Here is a 22,059-nt window from a genome sequence, read left to right as displayed (position 1 = left end):
ATATGAAACTCAGAAAAATACAAATTATAGCTTTGCTATTCACTGCTGCAACATCCACATTGTATGTGTCTTGTGGCGGTGATAAGAAAAATGCAGCAGGTATGGCTGCTATGGGCGGGCAAGCCAATCAAGTGCTACCCTATCCGGTAAAAGTAGTTACTTCACAAACTGCTGTTTTGGAAACAGATTATCCGGCAACCATAAAAGGTGAAGAAGACATTGAAATTCGACCAATGGTTGAAGGATTCATTAAAACAATTAATGTAGACGAAGGTTCTGTAGTTAAAAAAGGACAAGTTTTATTTACATTGGATGCTCCACAATACAAACAAAATGTATTGAATGCAGAAGCTGCCATTAAAACTGCAAAAGCTCAAGTTGACAATGCAGTTATGGATGTAACAAAAATCACCCCTTTGGTTGAAAAAGGAATTGTAAGTAAATATCAATTAGAATCTGCACAATATGCTTTACAGACTAAACGTGCCGCTTTAAATCAAGCACAAACTGCTTTAGCTATTGCAAACACTAATTTATCTTATACCGTTCTTACCAGTCCGGTTAATGGAATTGTTGGTTCCATACCTTATCGTTTAGGTAGTTTAGTTAATAGTACCACTACCTTAACCACTGTGGCGAATACTTCCAATGTATATGTATATTTTTCTTTAAACGAAAAACAGTTATTGGATTTCCTTAAAAATACACCGGGTGCAACTCAAGCAGAAAAAATCAAAAAATCCGAACCGGTGACTTTAATTTTAGCTGATGGTACCGAATACAATGAAAAAGGAAAAATTGAAACTATCAACGGTATTGTAAACACTTCTACAGGTTCTGCAAATTTCAGATCTAGTTTTCCTAATCCGCAAGGTATTTTAAGAAGTGGTTCAACCGGATCCATACGAATCAGTACAACTGTTGAAAATGCTTTGGTTATCCCGCAAAAAGCAACCTTTGAAATTCAAGGTCAAACTTTTGTTTTCGTGGTACAAAAAGATAATAAAGTAAAACAAGTAACCATAAAAGTTACTCCAACACCGGATGGACAATCCTTTATCGTAAATTCAGGATTAAACGAAAACGATAAAATAGTTGTTAACGGAATCCAGAATTTAAAAGAGGGAATGGAGATCAAACCTCAACTTTAATTTTCTTAAAGTAAAAAGAAGTATTATAACTTTAAATAATAAAAAAGAAATAAAACAATGCTTAAAACATTCATAGAAAGACCCGTTCTTTCCACAGTTATATCCATTATAATTGTGATTCTGGGTATTTTAGGGGTAGTTTCTCTACCGGTTGCCCAATATCCCGAAATTGCTCCGCCAACGGTACAGGTAACTACAAACTATCCGGGAGCAAATGCCGACGTGGTCATGAAAAGTGTTATTATTCCATTGGAAGAACAAATCAATGGAGTTGAAAACATGACTTATATAACATCGAGTGCAACCAATGACGGTAGTGCAACCATTACTGTTTATTTTAAACAAGATGCGAACCCTGATATTGCTGCCGTTAACGTTCAAAACTTGGCAGCTCGTGCCAACAGTTTACTTCCATCGGAAGTAACCAAAAACGGGGTGATTGTACAAAAAACACAAAGTAGTAATATCTTGTTTATCGGTTTAGTTAGTAAAAGTAAAAACTACGATCAAAAATTTTTACAAAACTATGCCAACATTAACATATTACCTCAGATAAAAAGAATCTCCGGAGTGGGTGATGCTCAAGCGAGAGGTGCTAATACCTATTCCATGCGTATATGGTTGAAACCTGACGTAATGGCAACTTACGGTATTACTCCTGCTGACGTAAATGCTTTATTAGCAGAGCAAAACTTAGAAGCAGCTCCCGGTGCATTAGGTGAAAATAGTGCACAAACATTTACCTATACGTTAAAATACACCGGTCGTTTAGTAAGTACTGAACAATTCGGTGATATGGTTTTAAAATCTCTTCCAAATGGAGATGTTTTACGATTAAAAGATATAGCAAGAGTGGAAGTTGGTTCTGAAAACTATCAAATTACTTCTACCATCGACGGAAATCCATCTGTAATTATCAGTATTGCGCAAACTGCAGGTTCTAATGCACAACAAATTATCAACGAAGTTGAAAAAGTTTTAGATAATGCAAAAAGTTCTTATCCTCCGGGAGTAGAAACTGTATATATGATGAATGCGAACGATTTCCTTAATGCTTCCATTGAAAAAGTTATTCATACCTTATTTGAAGCATTCGTATTAGTATTTATCGTTGTTTTGGTATTCTTACAAGATTTACGATCTACTTTGATTCCTGCCATTTCAGTTATCGTGGCTATCGTAGGTACATTCTTCTTCTTGTTAATATTTGGATTTACCATTAATATTTTAACCTTATTCGCATTAATTTTGGCAATTGGTATCGTGGTGGATGACGCGATTGTGGTCGTCGAGGCCGTCCATGCTAAATTGGAAGACGGAATGAAAGATGCTAAAAAAGCTTCTTTACATGCGATGGACGAAATAGCGGGAGCAATTGTAGCTATCACATTAGTAATGTCTGCGGTGTTTATTCCGGTTAGTTTTATTGGTGGAACTTCAGGAGTTTTCTATAAACAATTCGGGTTAACCTTAGCGGTTTCTATTGTACTTTCTGCGATTAATGCGCTTACGTTGAGTCCTGCATTATGTGCATTATTATTAAAACCTCATGATGACAAAAAACAAAATTCTGTTGTTAAAAAATTAAAAGACGGATTCAACGGAGCTTTTGAAAGTTTAACCAACAGATATAAAAAAGTTTTAATTTGGACCTCTAAAGCTAAATGGTCTGCATTTGCAATTATTATAGTTTTCTGCGGAATTTTATATTTTCTAATGAAAACAACTCCTACCGACTTTGTACCTCAAGAAGATAGTGGATTTATCATCGGGGATATAAGTCTTCCTCCGGCTTCAACACTTGAGCAATCAACAGCTATTGCTAAACAAGTATTTGAAGTTGCGAAAGGAATTGAAGGAGTATCCAATGTTGCTCAAATTAACGGTATGAGCTTTATTAGTGGTGCGGGAGGAAACTACTCCGTAATATTAGTAAAATTAAAACCGTGGAAAGAGCGTCCTAAAATCCAAATAAACGATGTAGTAAAACAACTGTTCATTAGAACAGCAGGAATACAAGGTGGTAAGATTATCTTCTTCGGAACTCCTACCCTTCAAGGTTTCGGTATCAGTAACGGATTTGAATTCCAAATTCAAGATAAAACCGGAGGTGATATCCGTAAATTCTCTGAAATCAGCGGTAAGTTCTTAGGAGCGTTAAATCAACGACCTGAAATCATGTATGCAACTACTTCATTCAACCCGAACTATCCTCAATACCAAATTAATGTAAATGTTGCTAAAGTTAAACAAGCCGGTTTAGCCGTAACAGATATTTTAGGTGCGTTACAAGGATATATTGGTGGTGTATATGCTTCTAATTACAATGAATTCGGTAAACAATATAAGGTTATGATCCAGGCAGATCCTAAATACAGAAAAAATGTGGAAGATCTTAATGGAATGTATGTAAGGACCAATAGTGGTGAAATGGCACCAATTGCCGGATTTATTACCTTGACTAGAGTGTACGGTCCGCAATCTCTACAAAGATTTAACCTTTACCAATCCATACCTGTAAATGGACAACCCAATGCAGGATATAGTGCCGGTGATGCGGTTAGAGCTATTGAAGAAGTTGCTAAACAAACGCTTCCTCAAGGATATTCTTTCGAATATTCAGGAATGACCAGAGAGCAAGTGAACAACAGTGGTTCACAAACTGTTTATATATTCTTATTGTGTTTGATTTTCGTATATTTCTTATTATCAGCTTTATATGAAAGCTACATTTTACCTTTAGCTATTATCATTTCTTTACCTATTGGTTTAGCAGGGGCTTTCTTATTCGCTAAATTATTCGGAATTACAAACAATATTTATTTACAGATTAGTTTAATTATGCTTATCGGATTATTAGCGAAAAACTCTATTTTGATTGTAGAGTATGCGGTTCAACGAAGAGAGCATGGAATGAGTATCATTGATGCTGCCGTTGAAGGTGCCGTTGCCCGTTTAAGACCTATATTAATGACCTCCTTTGCATTTATTTTCGGATTATTCCCGTTAATGGTAGCAACCGGTGCAGGGGCTGTTGGTAACCGTTCAATCGGTACAGCTGCTATTGGTGGTATGTTAATTGGTACTGTAATTGGATTAGTAGTTACTCCTATGCTGTTTGCTGTATTCCAATCTTTACAGGAAAAGGCAACGCATAAACCTTCCGTGGTTTTAAGAGAACAAAACGATAACGATGATGATGATGATGAATAAGTATAACAAAATAAAAGAATTAAGAATGAAAATTCGACCAATTCAATATACAACCTTATTATTAGTTTCCGTAGTACTTAGTTCATGTATTACCGCTAAATATGAGAAACCTCAGATAACCGATAATCAATTGTACAGGGATATGCCTGTTAAAGATAGTACTACTATTGCAGATATTCCTTGGAGTGATTACTTCAAAGATCCTAATTTGCAAAGCTTGATTAATGAAGGTATTCAAAACAGTTATGATTTAAAAATTGCTGTTACGAGAATAAAACAAACAGAAGCTGCGCTTCGTTCTGCCAAACTAGGTTATTTACCTAGTTTGTCTGCAGACGCTTCTTATTCTAACAGTAAATTAAATACTGTTCAAGGAAACGGAGTTAAAACTCATTCAGAAGTTTTCCAATTGGGAGCATCTGCAAGCTGGGAGCTTGACATTTGGGGAAAAATTTCCAGTGCCAAAAGATCAGCTTTAGCTTCTTATCTTCAAAGTGATGCGTATAGACGTTTAGTTCAAACTTCTTTAGTGGCAAATATTGCAAATAATTATTATTCTCTAATTGCTCAAGATGAACAATTGAAAATAACGCTAAACACCATTAAATTATTAGAAGATAATGTGAAAACTATGGAAGATCTAAAAGAAGCTAACATAGTAACCGGTGCAGCTGTTGAACAAAGCAGAGCTTTATTATACTCTACTCAAGTGAGTGTTCCTGATTTGGAAAATAATATCAAAGCTTTGGAAAACAACATCTGTTATTTATTGGGAAGAACTCCCGGACCTATACAAAGATCTTCAATGGCACAACAAACAGTTCCTAGTCAATTTGACTATGGAGTGCCTGCTCAATTATTGTCTAAAAGACCTGATGTAATGATGTATGAACTTGCGTATCGTGCTGCATTTGAAGATACCAATGTTGCGAAAGCATCTTTATATCCTTCTTTAACAATTACCGGTAATGCAGGGTATTCTACCTTAAAGAATTTAGATAATTTCTTTGATCACTCCAGTCTTTTTGCAAGTGTGGTAGGAGGTTTAACACAACCTATTTTTAATCAAGGAAAATTAAGAAGCCAACTGAGAATAAGACAAGCTCAACAAGAAGAAGCCTTGCTTAATTTCAAAAATTCGGTTTTAAATTCAAGTGTTGAAGTTTCTAATGCTTTATTTGCTTATGAAAAAGCTAAAAGTAAAGACTACGACAGAAGTTTACAGATAAATTCTTTAGTTAAATCTGTTGATTATACTAAACAATTATTAATATACAGCGATGCTAATTATACAGAAGTTTTAAATGCTGAAAGAGACTTATTAAATGCAAGACTAAGTCAAGTAAATGATAAACTTCAACAATTACAAGCTTCAATTAACCTTTACAAAGCTTTAGGTGGAGGTGTTAACTAAACCAAAGATGTAATGTATTAAAAAAGTCGGATTTTATAAAAATCCGACTTTTTATTTTATGATGTAAATTACCGGTATGCTAAAACACACGTATTATTTTAATTCTTGCATTAACTTTAAATAATGTGAGTATCTTTTTTCTGATATTCTACCTTCCTTGACTGCTTCAATAACGGCACATTGCGGTTCATTGATATGTAAGCAATTATTATACTTGCAATAAACCTTTTCGCGTAAAATTTCGGGAAAATAATCTTGTAATTCTTCTTTATGAATGTCTACTAATTCAAATTCTTTAATTCCGGGTATGTCAATTATTGCCCCCCCAAAATCCCACTCATACATTTGCGCAAATGTGGTGGTGTGTTTCCCTTTTTCATTATAATTTGATATAGTCGCTACTTTTAAATTTAAATTTTCTTGTAAAGCATTGATGGTAGAAGATTTTCCACTTCCTGAATGTCCTATAAATACTGAAATTTTATTTTTGATTTTATTTTTCAACTCTTCTATATGAAGATTGGTCAATGCAGAAATTCGTAAAGTTGAATATCCAATATTTTGATATATATTTTCAATCTCTTGCAATTCATCTAACTCCGTTTCGGATAACAAATCGATTTTATTAAACACAATCAAAACAGGAATTTGATAGGCTTCACAAGTGATTAAGCATCTGTTTAAAAAACCTAAAGAAGTTTGAGGATGTTTTAGAGTAAAAACTATACAAGCCAAATCTATATTGGATGCTATAATATGTGTTTCTTTAGATAAATTAACCGATTTGCGAATAATATAATTTTTTCGAGGATAAATTTTCGTTATCCAAGCAATATCATGATCTTCTAATTCGTATTGTATGCGATCTCCTACAGCTAACGGATTGGTATTTCTAATTTTATCTTTTTTAAATTTCCCGCGAATTCGAGCATCATAAACTTTTCCCGTAGTTATGTCTTTTACCAAATACCAACTTCCTGTAGATTTTAATACGATTGCTTCATTCATAACTCAAAAATATAAAAAAAATGCATCCTAAATTGATGCATTTTTAGTACTATCTAAAACTTATGATTATTCTTCCATAATTTTATTCTGCAATTCAACGGATTCTTTATGAATGGAAACTAAAAGATGTTCTAAAAAATCTTCTGATAATCCCATTCTTTCTCCATTGCGAATGGCTAAGTTTTTTAACACATTCCATCGATCGGGTTGAAATATAGCCACATTATGTTCTTTTTTAAGATTTCCGATCTTTATTGCAACATCCATTCTGGCTGCTAATAAACCTAACAATTGATTATCCAACTCATCTATTTCTCCTCTATATCGGTTTAATTTGGCTGAAAAATCATCCGAGTTATCATTCTTTTTTCGCAAAATAATATCTACCAAAATATCCTTCAAGGCTTCAGGCGTAATTTGTTGTTTGGCATCACTCCAAGCTTCATCCGGATTATTATGAACTTCAACCATTAATCCGTTATATTCTAAGTTAAAAGCTTGTTGAGCAACTTCTGCAATTAAATCTCTTCTTCCTGTTATATGTGACGGATCTCCTAAAATAGGAATATTGGGGAATCGGTCTTTAAGTTCTAAGGCTATCTGCCATTGAGGGTTATTTCTATATTTTGATTTATTGTGTGAAGAAAAACCTCTATGAATAACCCCTAAATTTTTAATTCCTTGAGCAGCCAATCTTTCCAATGCCCCGATCCATAAATCTAAATCAGGATTAACAGGATTTTTAACTAAAACAATTTTATCTGTATCTCGTAAAGATTCTGCTATTTCTTGTATGGTAAAAGGGTTTACAGTTGAACGAGCTCCGATCCAAAGATAATCCACATCAAATTCCAAAGCTAATTTAGCATGAGAAGCATTCGCTACTTCCGTAGCTATAGGCATATTAAATTCATCTTTTACCCTTTTAAGCCAATTAAGACCTATAGCCCCTACCCCTTCAAAGCTTCCGGGTTTAGTACGAGGTTTCCAAATTCCGGCACGAAACACCTGCATATAATTCCGATCCATTCGCTCAGCTATTTCCATAACTTGCTTTTCACTTTCTGCACTGCACGGCCCCGCAATTACTAAAGGCTTTTCGAATTGTTTAATCCAATTCTGGTCTAAATCTTGTAAACTCATAAATATGTTTTCTAAAAGTATGTAAATCTAAAATTTTTTTATTAAATGTCATAAAGTATTTTGCATTTTAAATGAATTTTTTATGTTTATATGAGAAGTTTTTTAGTAAAAACTGCAAAAGAGAATGAAATAAAATAATTTGCTTCTTCGTTTTTCTTCCATACGAAATATGAGTTTTAAATTATTCATGTTTGATAAGTTTACATGATAGCTGATAAATTTTATTAATTATAGTTTGCTTTTCAAAAAAATTAGAATTTGTAATTGTATTTTTGTTAACTATTTAAAAAATTATGAAAGAAATTATAATTAGTATTTTTTTCAATATAGTTGTTTCAATCCTATTAAAACTATATAATAAGAAATCCAAAGGGGTTTCTTTAGTGATTACGTACAATTATTTATTTTCAGCAATTTTTTGCTATATACTTTTCAAACCCGATCTACCTTCTTTAAATTATTCATCGGCTCCGTGGCTCATTTATTTTCTGATGAGTATTTTAATGCCCGTAGTTTTTTTATTGATTGCAGAATCTATTAAATATACGGGAATTGCACGAACGGACATAGCGCAAAGAATGTCTTTACTATTAACAGTGAGCGCTTCTTTTTTATTTTTTAATGAGTCTATCAATTCTCTTAAAATCTTGGGTTTATTGATTGGATTTATCTCAATACTCTTTATATTTTACGCTAAAAAAGGAGATCAAACTTTTCCTTATACTAAATTGTACCTCCTTATTCTTATATTTTTCGGATTAGGAATTATTAACATCTTATATAAGTTAATAGCGGTAAATCAAAATTTTTCGTTTACGACTTCCACCTTTTTTATATTCATTGGTTCTTTTATAGTTGGTTGTATTATTACTTTTGCGCAAAAAATACGGTTTACTTTTAAAGAAATTTTATGGGGAATTGCTTTAGGTATTTTTAATTTCGGAAATGTATATTTTTATTTAAAAGCGCATCAAACTTTTAAAGATAATCCATCTCTTGTTTTTGCTTCGATGAATTTAGGAGTAATAATATTGGGCAGCTTAGTGGGAATATTAGTTTTTAAGGAAAAAATGAATAAACTTAATTATTTGGGATTGGTACTTGCGCTTGCAGCCATTACAATAATTTCTTTATCCACTTAACTTGAAAATTTTTCGAAAACTCCCAGTCCGAATAAGGCAAAATCATATTTCACGGGATCATTAGCATCCAGCATTTTTAAATTTTTCATGAGAAGGGAAACCGATTTCCAATCATTTTGAGTTCTGGACAACAAATTTAAAGATCTTGCCACATTACCGGAATGTACATCCAGTGGACAAACCAATTGGGATGGAGAAATGGAATTCCATAATCCAAAATCAACTTTATTAGGATCGTTTCGTACCATCCATCGAAGAAACATATTAATTCTCTTAGCTGATGAATTTTTGGCCGGACTGCTTATATGTTTTTGGGTTCGCTGTAAATGTTCTATTTCGAAAAATCGTTCTCTAAATCGTTCTATTACTAAGAAAGTGTCTTCCTCTTCTTTCTCTGCAGAAAAAACTTTTTCAAGTCCTCCGTGATTTTTATAAATATTTTGCAGAGATTTGATAAAAAACACTAAATCGTGAGAATTAAAAGTTCTGTGTATACTTCCTTCAATCTTTTTTAAATCTTGAAAAGCATGATTTAAGATAAAATCATGGGGTGCATGGTCTAAAAAATGCATTATTTTTTCTGCATTTTTAATTATAGACTTCCTGTTTCCCCAGGCTATAATTGCTGTTAGAAAACCTGAAATTTCAATATCTTCTTTTTTACTAAATCGATGAGGAATTTGAATGGGATCTGTTTCAATAAAATTGAGTGTATTATATTGTTCTACCTTTTCATCTAAAAAGGGCTTCAATTTCAGAATTTTTTCCACGTTAATTATTTACCCAATAATGTAAATTAGCTAAAAGGAGCGATTTGAATTTCTAACCCATTTAGATCATTGGTAATTGGAATCTGACATCCTAAGCGACTATTTTCTTTAACATGAAATGCTTCTGAGAGCATGGCCTCTTCCTCATCTCCTTTTTCCGGTAAAGGAATATTGTTGCTCAAAATATAGATTTGGCATGATGCACACATCGCCATACCTCCACAAATTCCAATCGTTCCTTCAGGCACTAATTCATAAGCTCGTATTAATTCCATGATATTCATGGACATATCCGTCGGCGCTGAAACCGCATGTTTATTTCCTTCCCTATCGGTGATATTGATGGTTACTTCTGACATATAATTTGTTAAAATTACTGAATTGATTTAACAACCGGTTTTTCTGCTTCTTTTACTGTTCCGTCAAATCCTTGTACACCACCAACGGTAGTATATTTTAAAACGTATTTTCTGTCGGGATATATTTTACTGTAAATACTTTGACACATCAAGGTGGCCTCATGAAAACCGCAAAGAATTAATTTTAATTTTCCAGGATATATATTGATATCTCCAATGGCATAAATCCCCTCAATATTGGTTTGGTAGTCCAACGCATTATTTACCTTGATAGCATTTTTTTCAATTTCCAATCCCCAATCGGCAATAGGTCCTAATTTAGGAATAAGGCCAAATAATGGAATAAAATAATCCACTTCTTTATCAAAGGTTTGCCCTTCTTTTTCAATAACTAAGGATTCTACCTTACCGTTCCCCTTAATTCCTACAATTTCGGCAGGAGTGATTAAATTTACTTTTCCTTGATTTTTTAATGATTGAACTTTCTCAACGGAATCCAAAGCGCCTCTAAATTCATTTCTACGATGTACTAATGTTACTTCTTTAGCGATATCTGCTAAAACAATGGTCCAATCCAACGCCGAATCACCTCCTCCGGCAATTACTATTTTTTTATCCTTATATTTTTCCGGATCTTTTACAAAGTATTCAACTCCTTTTTCTTCATAATCGGCAATATTATCTATCAAAGGTTTTCTAGGTTCAAAACTCCCTAATCCGGCTGCAATCGCCACGGCTTTTGCATGATGTCGAGTACCTTTATCTGTAGTAACAATAAAAGTTCCGTCTGCTTGTTTATCAATGGTTTTAGCTGTTTCATTTAGAGTAAACCCGGGTTGAAATTGTTTGATTTGCTCATGTAAATTTTTAACTAATTCACCTGCCTGAATGGAAGGATATCCCGGAATATCAAAGATCGGTTTTTTAGGATAGAGTTCTGTTAATTGCCCTCCAATGTTTGGAAGCGCATCAATAATATGACATCTTAATTTTAATAATCCCGCTTCAAATACAGCAAAAAGTCCTGTAGGACCTGCTCCTATTATCAAAATATCTGTTTCAATCATAATTTTTTACTAAATATTTTTATATAATAACAATGTATACAAGGTTTATTTAAAATCTATTTCTTCTAAGTAAAATAAGTTATATATTTTTTATCTTCTAAATGATAAAACATTTTTAAATAATGCTGAAACTTACAGATAACTTATTTCCAAATAAATATTAAATTACTTTTAATTGGGGCTTATGTTCTATTTTATCTTCCAAAAACAATTTCCCTCTTAAAATACTTTTAATTAAATCCACAAATTTCTCTGCAAAAGTCGTTCTAATTTGATTGGTTGAATAAATTAATGATATTTCCCTGGAGGGTGAAGATGAAAAATATCTTATATTTTTCTTTTCTTCTTCCGATAAATTTTCAGATTCTAATAAAGGTAAAATGGTAAATCCGAACCCTTCATTTACAAGGTTAATCAATGTAGTAAAACTTCCTCCTTCTAATTTTATATTAGAATTAATGGCTTCTCTATGCTTGCAAAGATCCAACACTACATCTCGGAAGCAATGGCCTTCTTCCAACATTAAAAGATAATTAAAGTCTAATTTATCAACATCTAAAACTGTTTCTTTATACATTTTAGCATCTTGCGGAGAAACGTAAGCTACTAATGGCTCTTTATAAATAGGCTTTTCAATAATTTGATTGTCATGTAAAGGTGTACTTGCAATTCCAAAATCCAAATAGCCTTCTTTAATGCCTTTTAAAATGTCCTCAGTTTTCATTTCTTTAATAACCAAGTCGGATTCCGGGTATTTACTCCTGAAAGTTTTATAGAAAAGTGGCACTAAGGTGGGGGTTATTGTTGGTATAATACCAATGACAACCGTTCCGTTCATACTTTTTTTATCTTCTTCTACAATTTGTGATAATTTATTAGCTTCTGATAAAATTATCTTGGCCTGTTCTACAATTTTCTTTCCTATAGGAGTTATTTTTATAGGATTGGTTGTTCTGTCGAAAAGCTCAACTCGTAACGTTTTTTCAAGCTTTTGTATCTGCATACTCAAAGTAGGCTGACTTACGAAAGCTTTTTCTGCTGCTATCGTAAAATTTTTATATTCGGCAACAGTTAATACATATTGCAGTTGAATTAAGGTTATCATTTAAGATAATATTTAATTATTCTTTGCAATTTAACAAGATTATTCGAAATATTCACAAATTAATGCAGGTATTGTAACCTTTTACAAGTAATTTTCGTATATATAATAAGTAAGTATAATTTGTAGGTGAGTAAAAAGTTCATCTACTTTTGTTTAAGATAAAAAGAGTTACTATTAAATGAGACAATTAAAGATTACTAAGCAGGTAACGAACAGAGAAACAGCCTCTCTTGACAAGTATTTACAAGAAATTGGAAAAGTGGATCTAATTACTGCTGATGAAGAAGTTGATTTGGCACAGCGTATTAAAGCGGGTGACAGGGTGGCTTTGGAAAAATTAACTAAAGCAAACCTGAGGTTTGTTGTTTCTGTGGCTAAACAATACCAAAATCAAGGACTTAGTTTACCTGACTTAATTAATGAAGGAAATTTAGGATTAATTAAAGCGGCTAAACGCTTTGATGAAACCCGAGGTTTCAAATTCATTTCTTATGCTGTTTGGTGGATTCGTCAATCCATACTTCAAGCATTAGCAGAACAATCCAGAATTGTACGTCTGCCCTTAAACAAAATCGGTTCTATTAATAAGATTAATAAAGCATATGCCCATCTTGAACAAGAACATGAAAGGGCTCCCTCTGCTGCCGAATTAAGTGAGGTATTGGATATGAGTGAGGACGATATTAAAGAATCCATGAAAAATTCAGGTCGCCACTTATCTATGGATGCTCCTTTAGTGGAAGGGGAAGATTCTAATTTATACGACGTTTTACGTTCGGGTGAATCTCCAAGTCCTGATAAAGAATTGATGTTGGAATCTCTTCAGATTGAAATTGAAAGATCTCTTTCTACCTTAACTCAAAGAGAAGCCGATTTAATCCGTTTATATTTCGGTTTAAGCGGTCAACATCCGATGACCTTAGAAGAAATTGGTGAAACTTTTGACCTTACTCGTGAAAGGGTTAGACAAATAAAAGAAAAAGCTATTCGCCGATTAAAACATACCAGTAGAAGTAAAATTTTAAAATCTTATTTAGGAAAATAATTTTTTATTTACCTGATACTAAAGCACAAAGGCTATTTATTGTATAAATAGCCTTTATTTTTTGTATTTAAAATTTGCAGTAATAAATTAATTAACTATATTTGCAAACGCAAAGCAGCAGCGGTCCCATAGCTCAGTTGGTTAGAGCATCTGACTCATAATCAGAGGGTCCTTGGTTCGAGCCCAAGTGGGACCACATTAAATTAAAATCCTTACAAAGTTGTAAGGATTTTTTTGTATTATTATTTATTCATATAATTAATTACTTCAATTAATTCAATTTCCCAAATACAATTACTTAAATTAGAATTTCTATAGAAAGTTATATTCTACTTAATAAAAATTCATATCTTAAATTTTGATCATATGTAAAATTATAAATTAAATATACTCTAGTTGATTTTGATAAAATAGATGCAAATATTTAAGGTATAGTTCTTTAGGAATATAAAATAAAGAAAAGAGAAGTTTTTCGATTGTATTAGACGTTTGAATGTAATCATTGAATTATTAAGTTAAAGATGCCACCTCAAGTTATTGAGGCGGTCTTAAATAATTGCCTCTATAGCCTTATTCGCACTATTTCTTAAATGTACATGCTTTAGCATACTGTCAAATATATTAAGAGCTTTATTTATAAGGTATTTATCTTTATTAATTTCTGAAACAAGTTTACTATATATACCAAGAATTAATTGAACCGGTTCTTTATCATAATATCCACACTCTTGAATATTAGGAATAGTTCTAAAATCCATATTTTCCAAAAATTCCATGCAATCTTTAGGATAATATTTTGAACAATTTAACAGATATTTAAGAAAATATTTAGGATCTAATCTACACAGTTTAGATTTTGAGTATTCTTTAAGAAAATCAAAAAGAGAAACAAAATGACTACATTTAAATTTCCTTAAAAAAATACATGCATATTGACCAGCTAAATCTTTATCTTCTTCATTTATTAAATCATATAGTATTGATAATGCATTTTTATTAATTGTAGCATCTTCTTTATTAATTAAAAATTTTTCAGCAACATTTATAGCACACAATTTTGCATTTTTACCATAAGTAATAAATTTTTTATATAATTTTTTATCATGATCTAATCCTAATAACCAGCTTGATACCATTATATCACATTGTTTATAAAGTTCCGGAGTATTCAATAATATATCAAAATAATAATTCATATCATCGTGATATTTTTTATTAAAATATTGAGCTATATCAAGAGATGATTTTAGTATATTTATATCATCTGTTTTTGTTATTTCAACAAATATTTTAAAAGCTCTTTCTATATCTAAATAATTAAGGTAACCTAAATTATTTAAAATTAAAATTTTTAAAGTATCATTACACAAAGGATTTTGAATAAAATTCTCAACGGTTGAAAATATTAATTCTTCAAAATTTTTATTATTATAGCAAAACATTATTGTATGTAAAGCAGAGCTTCTAATTGAATTAATAATATCATACAAAGATTTTGTTGAATCAAATTCATTTTCGCTATTTGGGTAATTAAAGATTGTATTTTTTAAAAAATTAATTATATCTAAATCTATATTTTTATTTATTATAAAATATTTTGCCTGTTGGTTTAATAAAAGAACATAAGAAGCATTTTTTAGATTTAGCGATATAAATTTTTTATAAAGAATTTTAACTTTATCAGGATTAAAATTTCCTTCAATTAAACCTAAAATACCATAAATAATATAAAATGGAGATATTTTAGCATCATCAAATAATTCATTTATAAAAGTGTAAAATTTATCCGGACATTCTTTTACTTTATATGAAAAAGCTAATGAGTGTCGAATTATATTCTCTTTATGATTTTTTAAATATGGATAGTTTTCATCATATTTTATCATACTTTTTTTCCAATTTTTCATATCCATCTTATCACAAGCCAATTGATTCACTGGATCCTCAAATCTATCTAATACATTTCTTGAAGTATGTATAGCTATACTATGATTTACCTCTCCAAATTTTCTATTAAGTTCTTGATATACTCTATAAAGTGATGCATTTTTTCTAATTCTTTCAATAGGTAAAGATTTTATAAATAGATATTTTTTCTCTCCAAATTCTCTTAAAGAATATTTTTTTACACCATTATTATCCGTCCAAATGTAGTAGTCATATGTTGATCTTATACTTAATAGAGTTTTATCAATAAATTTTGTTTGATTGACATTTAAATACTCATAAACATTACTAATTAATTTTCTTAGTAACAATTGTAAATTATCATCACAACCCGAAAAAACATTTTTCTTACTTAATATATCTAATAATTCAATTATAATATCTTTATGCTCTTCGGGACTTGTATTTAGCCCCTTTACTATTAATTTTATTATGAGTACATTATTTGTATTCTTGTGATTATTATAAAACTCAGTAATAAACTTAGTATCACAACTTTCTATAAATTCATATAAAAATTTTTTTAAATTATTTTCTCCATAAGTTAAAGAATCTTTAAATATTGAGCTGCTATAAAGAGGAGAAGTTATGTTTTCATTGTTAAAGTATGGAATTTTATTTTTTTCTGATAGTTGTTGATATAGTTTAAAAAGATATTCAAAAGTATCTTTAGGAGAATCTTTAAAAAATTTTTCAAGGGTGTCATTTAATGAGTAATTAAACTCATAGTTGTTTACATTATCTTCATAAAAATCTAATATAGGCTGTTTTATTTTATTATAAACATATTTTTTATTTACAGGGAAAATTTTTATAAGGATTTCATAGTACCAAAAATTATCTCTTTTTCTTTCAGATTCTTTTTCATATGGAATGTATTTTTTAAAATAATATAGTAGTCTCTTATCATCCCAATTATCTATTTGTATAAGTAAATAATATATAAAGTTTTTTTTGTTTTCAAAATCCAATTTATCAAAATAACCCAGAATTAAAAGAGGACATTCATTCATATTATCTCTAAATAATAACCAATTATAATTTATCTTAGTATCTAAATAATTAAATTCATTATTACTATTTCCATTTTCCTGAATAATAAAATACTTTCTAGGGATATCTTCCGAGATAAAAAATTGTATCCAAGATTCAGAAAATATTGAACTCACAAATACATTTTCATACTCTTTATTTTTTAATATTATATTTGAAACAAATTCCTTTTCTGATATACTGGGGTTTCTCAACAAACCGATTTCACTTATAATCAAGGATTTTATATGAAATCTATAATCTTTAGAATTTATTATGTTTTTAACTGTCTCAAGATAAATAGTTATATTATATTCTCTTAGATACTCCAAAACCATTTTTATAACAGATCTTACATATAAACTTTGCTCATTATGTATAATATAACTTTCTAAATTTTCTTGATTTTCTACAAACTGTCTGGCAAAACAATATTCATAAAATGTTTGATGAAAGAATTGCAAATCTTTATTACACTCATTTAACAAGCTATGTGAACATAAATACTTAATTTCAGAAAAATAATCATCTTCGTAGATATTTCCCACAGATATCCTCTGTTCATTGTACATTTTCTGAGATAATAAATAAATAAACTTTTTCAGATTCATATTTTTATTTGAAGAGATATACTTATTCCACAGTTGATCATATAAATCTTTTAATGTAGAAATAGTGTTTAAATCCTTTTTAATTCCACTTGCAAATATTCTGCAATAGATATCTAAATGATTAGGAGTTCTTAATAACTCTAATACTTTTGTGGAAGAGCAACTTATATTAAATTTTGAAAGAGAATTTTTAACTTCTTCTATAGAAAATAGGTTAACTGATATTTTTTTGTAAACATCCGAATTATATATACTTAATTCAGCATCATATTCTAAATCATAAGATCTTGAAGATAGAATTATTCTAACGTTTTTATTATCTTCTAAAGAAGAAATTAACCTGATATAAGTTTCAATAAATTCTCTACTGGATGATAAGGTAAGAGACATTGCATCAATTTGGTCAATTATTACAACTAGTTTTTCTCCCTTATCCTTTGTAGTTTTTATAATTCTATCAAATGTCAGTTGACTATTAAATAATTGAGTTTCAAGATCAAAAATTGATTTGCAATAAAACTTATCAGCTTTTATACCTAATACCGTATAGTTTTCGTTTTCAAGTTTTTCATAAATATCTTTGAGAATTACTGATTTACCAAGCCCTTTTTCACCTTTTAGTATTAAAACATTCTTTTTATTAATATGCAAATCAGTATTTAACCAATCATATATTAATACTGTTTCTGATCTTTGTATGTGTGTGCTAGTTTTATTTTCAATATAATATTTTACTTGACGTAAAGCATAAGATGCATTTTTTAATACAGTTTTTATATTAATTTCCGAAACACTATTTTTTTTTACAACTTTATATATTTCTTCTATTTTAATGCTATCCTCTATCTCAAAAGCAGTATTATAAAGATTATTTTTTTTTAGAAGATAGACCAATTCATTTCCATCTTTTAATTTTATAAATTCATTGGTTAAATTATATTCATTTTCAGTTCTCCTTTTCCAGGAACACCACCATTTGTTTTGTTGTATATCAAATGTGTTAATAATACATAAAGTCCAACTTTTAGTTTTAAATTCCTTAGAATTAATTACAGTTTTAAAAGATTCTCGTATTTGCGACTTTTGAGATTCTCCCACTCCGTTGATAAAAAATTTACATTGAATTACATCTATCGGTTCAATCCCGATCTCACCAATGAATATATCAATTCCTCCATCCCCTTTGTTCACTTTAACTTTTCTAACATTTCCAGATTGAGATTCACTTCTATAAAGGCTTTCACAAATTTCCTCAAATTTACTTCTGGAACCAGCTTCACCAAATTTATTAATTAAAATTAGCCACGCTTCATTCATTTCATTAATTTATAATTTTTAAGAGTATTCAAATGACTAAATATATAAAATTAATTAGTAAAAGCTTATAATTCATATATCAATAAATCTTATATATAAAATTTCTATTCTCAATTTTTTAAAATATAAGTGAGTAAACAAATCCGTTTGAATGGAGGACAACTATAAATTTTAAATAATATTTCTTTATTGAGATATTGTTACAAACAGGGTAATCTTCAGTATAAATAAAAATAATATTTTAATAAGTTAGATTGAATTTATAACCTATAAATCTTATCTACACCAAAAACTATTGATAGGATTAATTGTCTCAAAAATGCAAATTATTTAATAACTCCAAAGCCAATTAATTAAGCAAATCAAATTTTAGGAAATTTGAGTCAATAAATTAAGGTAATTTTTAATATTTGAATTTAAATAATTTTATTGATGTATAATCATCTGAAGTTAGATTTCCATTATAAGATTCATTTTGATTAATTTGATTATCAAATACATATTATAAATATATATATTATATTATAAGGTTAAATAAAGAATATAATAAATAAATTAATATTTTATTTTATTAAAAGATATCAAAAACACATTCTTTAGTAATTTATAATATATTATATTCACCTTTCAAACCTAAATTATTTTTTATATCTTTTGTATTACTTAAAACATATATTATTATACTTTAAATAATTAGAAAACAATAACTGATATTAATCATAAAAATTATTTTATTTTTTTAAAAATTATTTAAAGATTTTATATTTATTAAAAGACAGTTAAGCTTTTATTTACAATAAATTAACCACATTCATCACAAATAAATATAATATTAAACGAATTACTATTTTAGACAGTAATGTCATACAAATACATATATAATATATTTTAAAACATAAATTTTATCATATTTGATATTATTATTGAAAAAAAATAACTAATTTGCAGATAAATTAGTAAATCATAATTCATTTAGTATGTCTTCATTTTTAGCAAAATTAACTCTCGACGGTGAAACGTATACCGTTTTAAAGTGCGATTACGACTTTAAAAAACCAACCGATTCTACTACTAAACCTTCAGGAGAAGTAACCGGCGGTAAAATTAAATTAACCATTGAAAGCCGTGGTAATACAGGACTTTTAGAATGGATAATAGCGCCTGATAAAGAAAAAGATGGTACAATTACTTTTTTTCGTAGAGATGCCATAAGTAAATTAATGGAAGTAAATTTCAAAAAAGCGTATTGTATAAAATTTAAGGAAAAATTTAATGCTGATGATAATCAGCCCATGCGTATCACTTTTACCTTGGTAGCCCGTTCCCTTGCATTTAATCACTTGGAATATCAAAACGATTGGACAATGTAAATTTTTATTTTATATAAAATCATAGTTAATTACAAAACCATAAATTAATGACGACTTATCATCGAAGCGGATACGGAGAATCTAACTCAACTTTTGCCTTAGTTACTATAAACGGTACAGAAATATCCAAAAAGCATGGTCTTACCATTAATATACATCAATCAATGCTGGAGCATACAACTTTTGAGTTATATTGCCCCAGTGAAGCTTTTAGCGATAAAATTACTTATCCTCTTAAAAATTCAATTAAACTTTTAGGAAAAGAGATAACCATACAATTTCGAAGAAAAGGTGCAAATGAGAGTATTTTTTCAGGATTTATAACTCATGTAAATTATCGAAAAAATAATAAATATCCTTTTATCGTTATAAGTGGAAAATCCTACAGTGCACTTCTTGATAGTCAAAAAGCTTGTCGTACGTATCATAATAAAACACTTAAAGACATTTTACAGGAGGCTTTCAAAGAATATACCGGCTCCAAAGTAGATTTTATTTGCCAACCCAATAAAACGGAAATAATCCCTTATACCATCAGTTACAACGAAACCCTTTATGAATTTATTCAAAGGATGGCTAAACGTTACGGAGAATATTTATTCTGGAATGGATCACAACTTATTTTCGGTCGTGGCAATCAAAAAAAGATTGAATTGAAAGAAGGAAGAGATTATTTGGAATACAATATAGAAGTAGGGGTTGCTCCTCAGCATTTAATATATGAAAATTACAATCCTCAAACTGCAGAAGTACAATCCGAGCAAAGCAAATCGGCTAGTTCTCATGTAAATCTATTACAGGAAAAATCCGTAAATGAAGCACATAAAGTTTATACGAAAATACCTACATCGGTATATTATGATACTTTATCGGAAGAGCAAAGTCTAATCCAGGAACAAAAACTGACAGCACATCAAAAATCATTGGAAAATCTGGTACTGGTTACCGCCAATACTACCCATGCCCGGCTACGTTTGGGAGATATAGCCAAAATGTTAGCATATATTCCTGAATATGGGCAACAAATAAATTCGGGTACCCCCATAGAAAGTTATTTAATTACTCAAATTGACCATATTTATACTGCCAAAGGATATAAAAATCAATTTACAGGTATCCCTATAGAACAGCAAGTTGCTCCCTATTGGGATATCCAAGCTTATCCTCAGGCGGAAGACCAGAGTGCGGTGGTGGTAGACAACAATGATCCTTTGAAACAAAACCGTATAAAAGTTCGTTTTTATTGGCAAAAATACAATAATGAAACAACCCCTTGGATCCGCTTATTACAAGGACATGGGGGGAATGAACAAGGATTTCATGTAATCCCGGAAATCGGACATGAAGTACAAATATCATTTCGAGGCAATAATGCCGAAATGCCTATTGTTACCGGATCTCTTTATAACGGAAAGCAAATGAGCGGGGTACATACTCCCAAAAACTATTTAAAAGTTTTTAAAACCCGATCAGGAAATACCATAAAAGTAGATGACACCGATGATAAAGAGAGAATACAAATATTTGATAAAGAAAATAATATTTTTGAAATTGATACTGCTACTAACTCAATCAATGTTTCGGCTAATTCCACAATAAATTTAGTGGCAACCGATATCAATATTTTAGCAAAACGAGCTATTAACTTCAGCGCAGGAGCAACGATTACCGGGGAATCCGGTGTGACTACTACTTTATTTTCTGCCGGAACATCTGTGCTATCCTCTGCTAAAGATACCCAATTTATTGCAGGTAAGTGCCTTTCAGCAAAAGGTGGGAAAAATCTTGATTTATTTTCCGGAAATAGTTCATCCATGAAATTAAATGCACAAGGAAATGCTCATATACAGGCAAAAAAGAAAGTGCAAATGATGTCAGATAATAATATAGAAATTAACGGTAAAAAGAAAACTATGATGACAAGTAAAGAGGCTTTTGTAGAAGGTAAAAGCAAAGCCGTGATCAAAGGTTCAAAAATAAAAGAAAATTAAAATCATTAAAATTATGGGAAAAAATGATGAATTTGTTGTAGACGGAGCAACTATAAAATGCTCTATGGGAGACGTATCAGCTAAATTAAATGTAACTTCTAATAATACCGTATTGATAAAAAACAAATGTACAGCCACTGAGTATGATTGTACGAATGCCAATTTGATACCTCCGGTTGCAACATTTGGTACATGTAAACCTTATAAAGCCGTTCCTCCTCCGGGGTGTCTTTGCACATTTGTACCAAACGGACCATGGAAAGGTACGTATTCCAAAAAAACGATTAAAGGTAAAGAAGTTGTTATTGGAAGCTCCTTTCTTATTTGTCCAAGAGGATTCGGAAAAATAACTATAAAAAAAACAGGTCAATAGT

15 protein-coding genes and 1 tRNA gene are annotated in these 22,059 nt (G+C 30.1%); 9 read left to right on the top strand and 7 right to left on the bottom strand.

Annotated elements, in window-relative coordinates:
- The first annotated feature begins 2 nt into the window (after window positions 1-2).
- From G8C43_RS00960 to G8C43_RS00950, 3 genes are read left to right on the top strand one after another with little or no spacing between them, the layout of a single operon-like run.
- Window positions 3-1,151 carry an efflux RND transporter periplasmic adaptor subunit gene (locus G8C43_RS00960; RefSeq protein ID WP_160542258.1) on the top strand — a complete coding sequence of 383 codons (1,149 nt, stop codon included), beginning with the start codon at window positions 3-5 and terminating at the stop codon, window positions 1,149-1,151.
- Window positions 1,152-1,208: 57 nt separating this feature from the next.
- A complete protein-coding gene (locus G8C43_RS00955) occupies window positions 1,209-4,364 on the top strand; it encodes an efflux RND transporter permease subunit (RefSeq protein WP_160542259.1) in 3,156 nt (1,051 codons plus the stop codon).
- A gap of 25 nt (window positions 4,365-4,389) precedes the next feature.
- Window positions 4,390-5,778: an efflux transporter outer membrane subunit gene (locus G8C43_RS00950; RefSeq protein WP_160542401.1), complete on the top strand. Its 1,389-nt coding sequence runs from the start codon at window positions 4,390-4,392 to the stop codon at window positions 5,776-5,778.
- A 93-nt stretch (window positions 5,779-5,871) separates the two neighbouring features.
- Here G8C43_RS00950 and rsgA read toward each other — a convergent pair whose 3' ends face one another.
- Complete coding sequence (gene rsgA, locus G8C43_RS00945) at window positions 5,872-6,786, bottom strand: ribosome small subunit-dependent GTPase A (protein WP_166003442.1); 915 nt, start codon at window positions 6,784-6,786, stop codon at window positions 5,872-5,874.
- A 66-nt stretch (window positions 6,787-6,852) separates the two neighbouring features.
- A complete protein-coding gene (locus G8C43_RS00940; RefSeq protein WP_166003440.1) occupies window positions 6,853-7,929 on the bottom strand; it encodes a bifunctional 3-deoxy-7-phosphoheptulonate synthase/chorismate mutase type II in 1,077 nt (358 codons plus the stop codon).
- 293 nt (window positions 7,930-8,222) lie between these two features.
- On the opposite strand from G8C43_RS00940, the gene G8C43_RS00935 reads away from it, so the two are divergent.
- Window positions 8,223-9,071, top strand: a complete 849-nt coding sequence (locus G8C43_RS00935; RefSeq protein ID WP_166003438.1) for a DMT family transporter — start codon at window positions 8,223-8,225, stop codon at window positions 9,069-9,071.
- Here G8C43_RS00935 and G8C43_RS00930 read toward each other — a convergent pair.
- The 4 genes from G8C43_RS00930 to G8C43_RS00915 form a co-directional block, all read right to left on the bottom strand.
- Complete coding sequence (locus G8C43_RS00930; RefSeq protein WP_255490391.1) at window positions 9,068-9,841, bottom strand: TIGR02757 family protein; 774 nt, start codon at window positions 9,839-9,841, stop codon at window positions 9,068-9,070. The two genes, G8C43_RS00935 and G8C43_RS00930, sit on opposite strands and share 4 nt — an antisense overlap.
- A gap of 26 nt (window positions 9,842-9,867) precedes the next feature.
- On the bottom strand, window positions 9,868-10,200 hold the full coding sequence (locus tag G8C43_RS00925) for a 2Fe-2S iron-sulfur cluster-binding protein (protein ID WP_105297415.1): 333 nt from the start codon (window positions 10,198-10,200) through the stop codon (window positions 9,868-9,870).
- Window positions 10,201-10,214: 14 nt separating this feature from the next.
- Window positions 10,215-11,267 (bottom strand): NAD(P)/FAD-dependent oxidoreductase, encoded by a 1,053-nt coding sequence (locus tag G8C43_RS00920; protein ID WP_166003436.1) that lies wholly within the window; start codon window positions 11,265-11,267, stop codon window positions 10,215-10,217.
- 160 nt (window positions 11,268-11,427) lie between these two features.
- Complete coding sequence (locus G8C43_RS00915; protein WP_185149971.1) at window positions 11,428-12,372, bottom strand: LysR substrate-binding domain-containing protein; 945 nt, start codon at window positions 12,370-12,372, stop codon at window positions 11,428-11,430.
- A gap of 178 nt (window positions 12,373-12,550) precedes the next feature.
- Here G8C43_RS00915 and G8C43_RS00910 point away from each other — a divergent pair, with 178 nt between their 5' ends.
- Complete coding sequence (locus G8C43_RS00910) at window positions 12,551-13,417, top strand: RNA polymerase sigma factor RpoD/SigA (protein ID WP_055425808.1); 867 nt, start codon at window positions 12,551-12,553, stop codon at window positions 13,415-13,417.
- Between the two features lie 122 nt (window positions 13,418-13,539).
- Window positions 13,540-13,613 (top strand) — tRNA-Ile (locus tag G8C43_RS00905).
- Between the two features lie 352 nt (window positions 13,614-13,965).
- Here G8C43_RS00905 and G8C43_RS00900 read toward each other — a convergent pair.
- Window positions 13,966-18,324, bottom strand: coding sequence for an ATP-binding protein (locus G8C43_RS00900; RefSeq protein WP_166003434.1), 4,359 nt, complete (start codon window positions 18,322-18,324; stop codon window positions 13,966-13,968).
- Between the two features lie 977 nt (window positions 18,325-19,301).
- Here G8C43_RS00900 and tssD point away from each other — a divergent pair.
- The 3 genes from tssD to G8C43_RS00885 are packed head-to-tail and all read left to right on the top strand — an operon-like array spanning window position 19,302 to window position 22,058.
- Window positions 19,302-19,694 carry a type VI secretion system tube protein TssD gene (gene tssD, locus G8C43_RS00895; protein ID WP_166003432.1) on the top strand — a complete coding sequence of 131 codons (393 nt, stop codon included), beginning with the start codon at window positions 19,302-19,304 and terminating at the stop codon, window positions 19,692-19,694.
- 47 nt (window positions 19,695-19,741) lie between these two features.
- A complete protein-coding gene (locus G8C43_RS00890) occupies window positions 19,742-21,685 on the top strand; it encodes a type VI secretion system Vgr family protein (protein ID WP_166003430.1) in 1,944 nt (647 codons plus the stop codon).
- A 13-nt stretch (window positions 21,686-21,698) separates the two neighbouring features.
- Window positions 21,699-22,058, top strand: coding sequence for a DUF4280 domain-containing protein (locus tag G8C43_RS00885; RefSeq protein ID WP_166003428.1), 360 nt, complete (start codon window positions 21,699-21,701; stop codon window positions 22,056-22,058).
- Window position 22,059 lies beyond the last annotated feature (1 nt).

This window comes from Apibacter sp. B2966 (assembly GCF_011082485.1).
GTDB lineage: Bacteria > Bacteroidota > Bacteroidia > Flavobacteriales > Weeksellaceae > Apibacter.
Note: the sequence above shows the minus strand (reverse complement) of the source record. Positions and strands in the feature narration are given on the sequence as shown.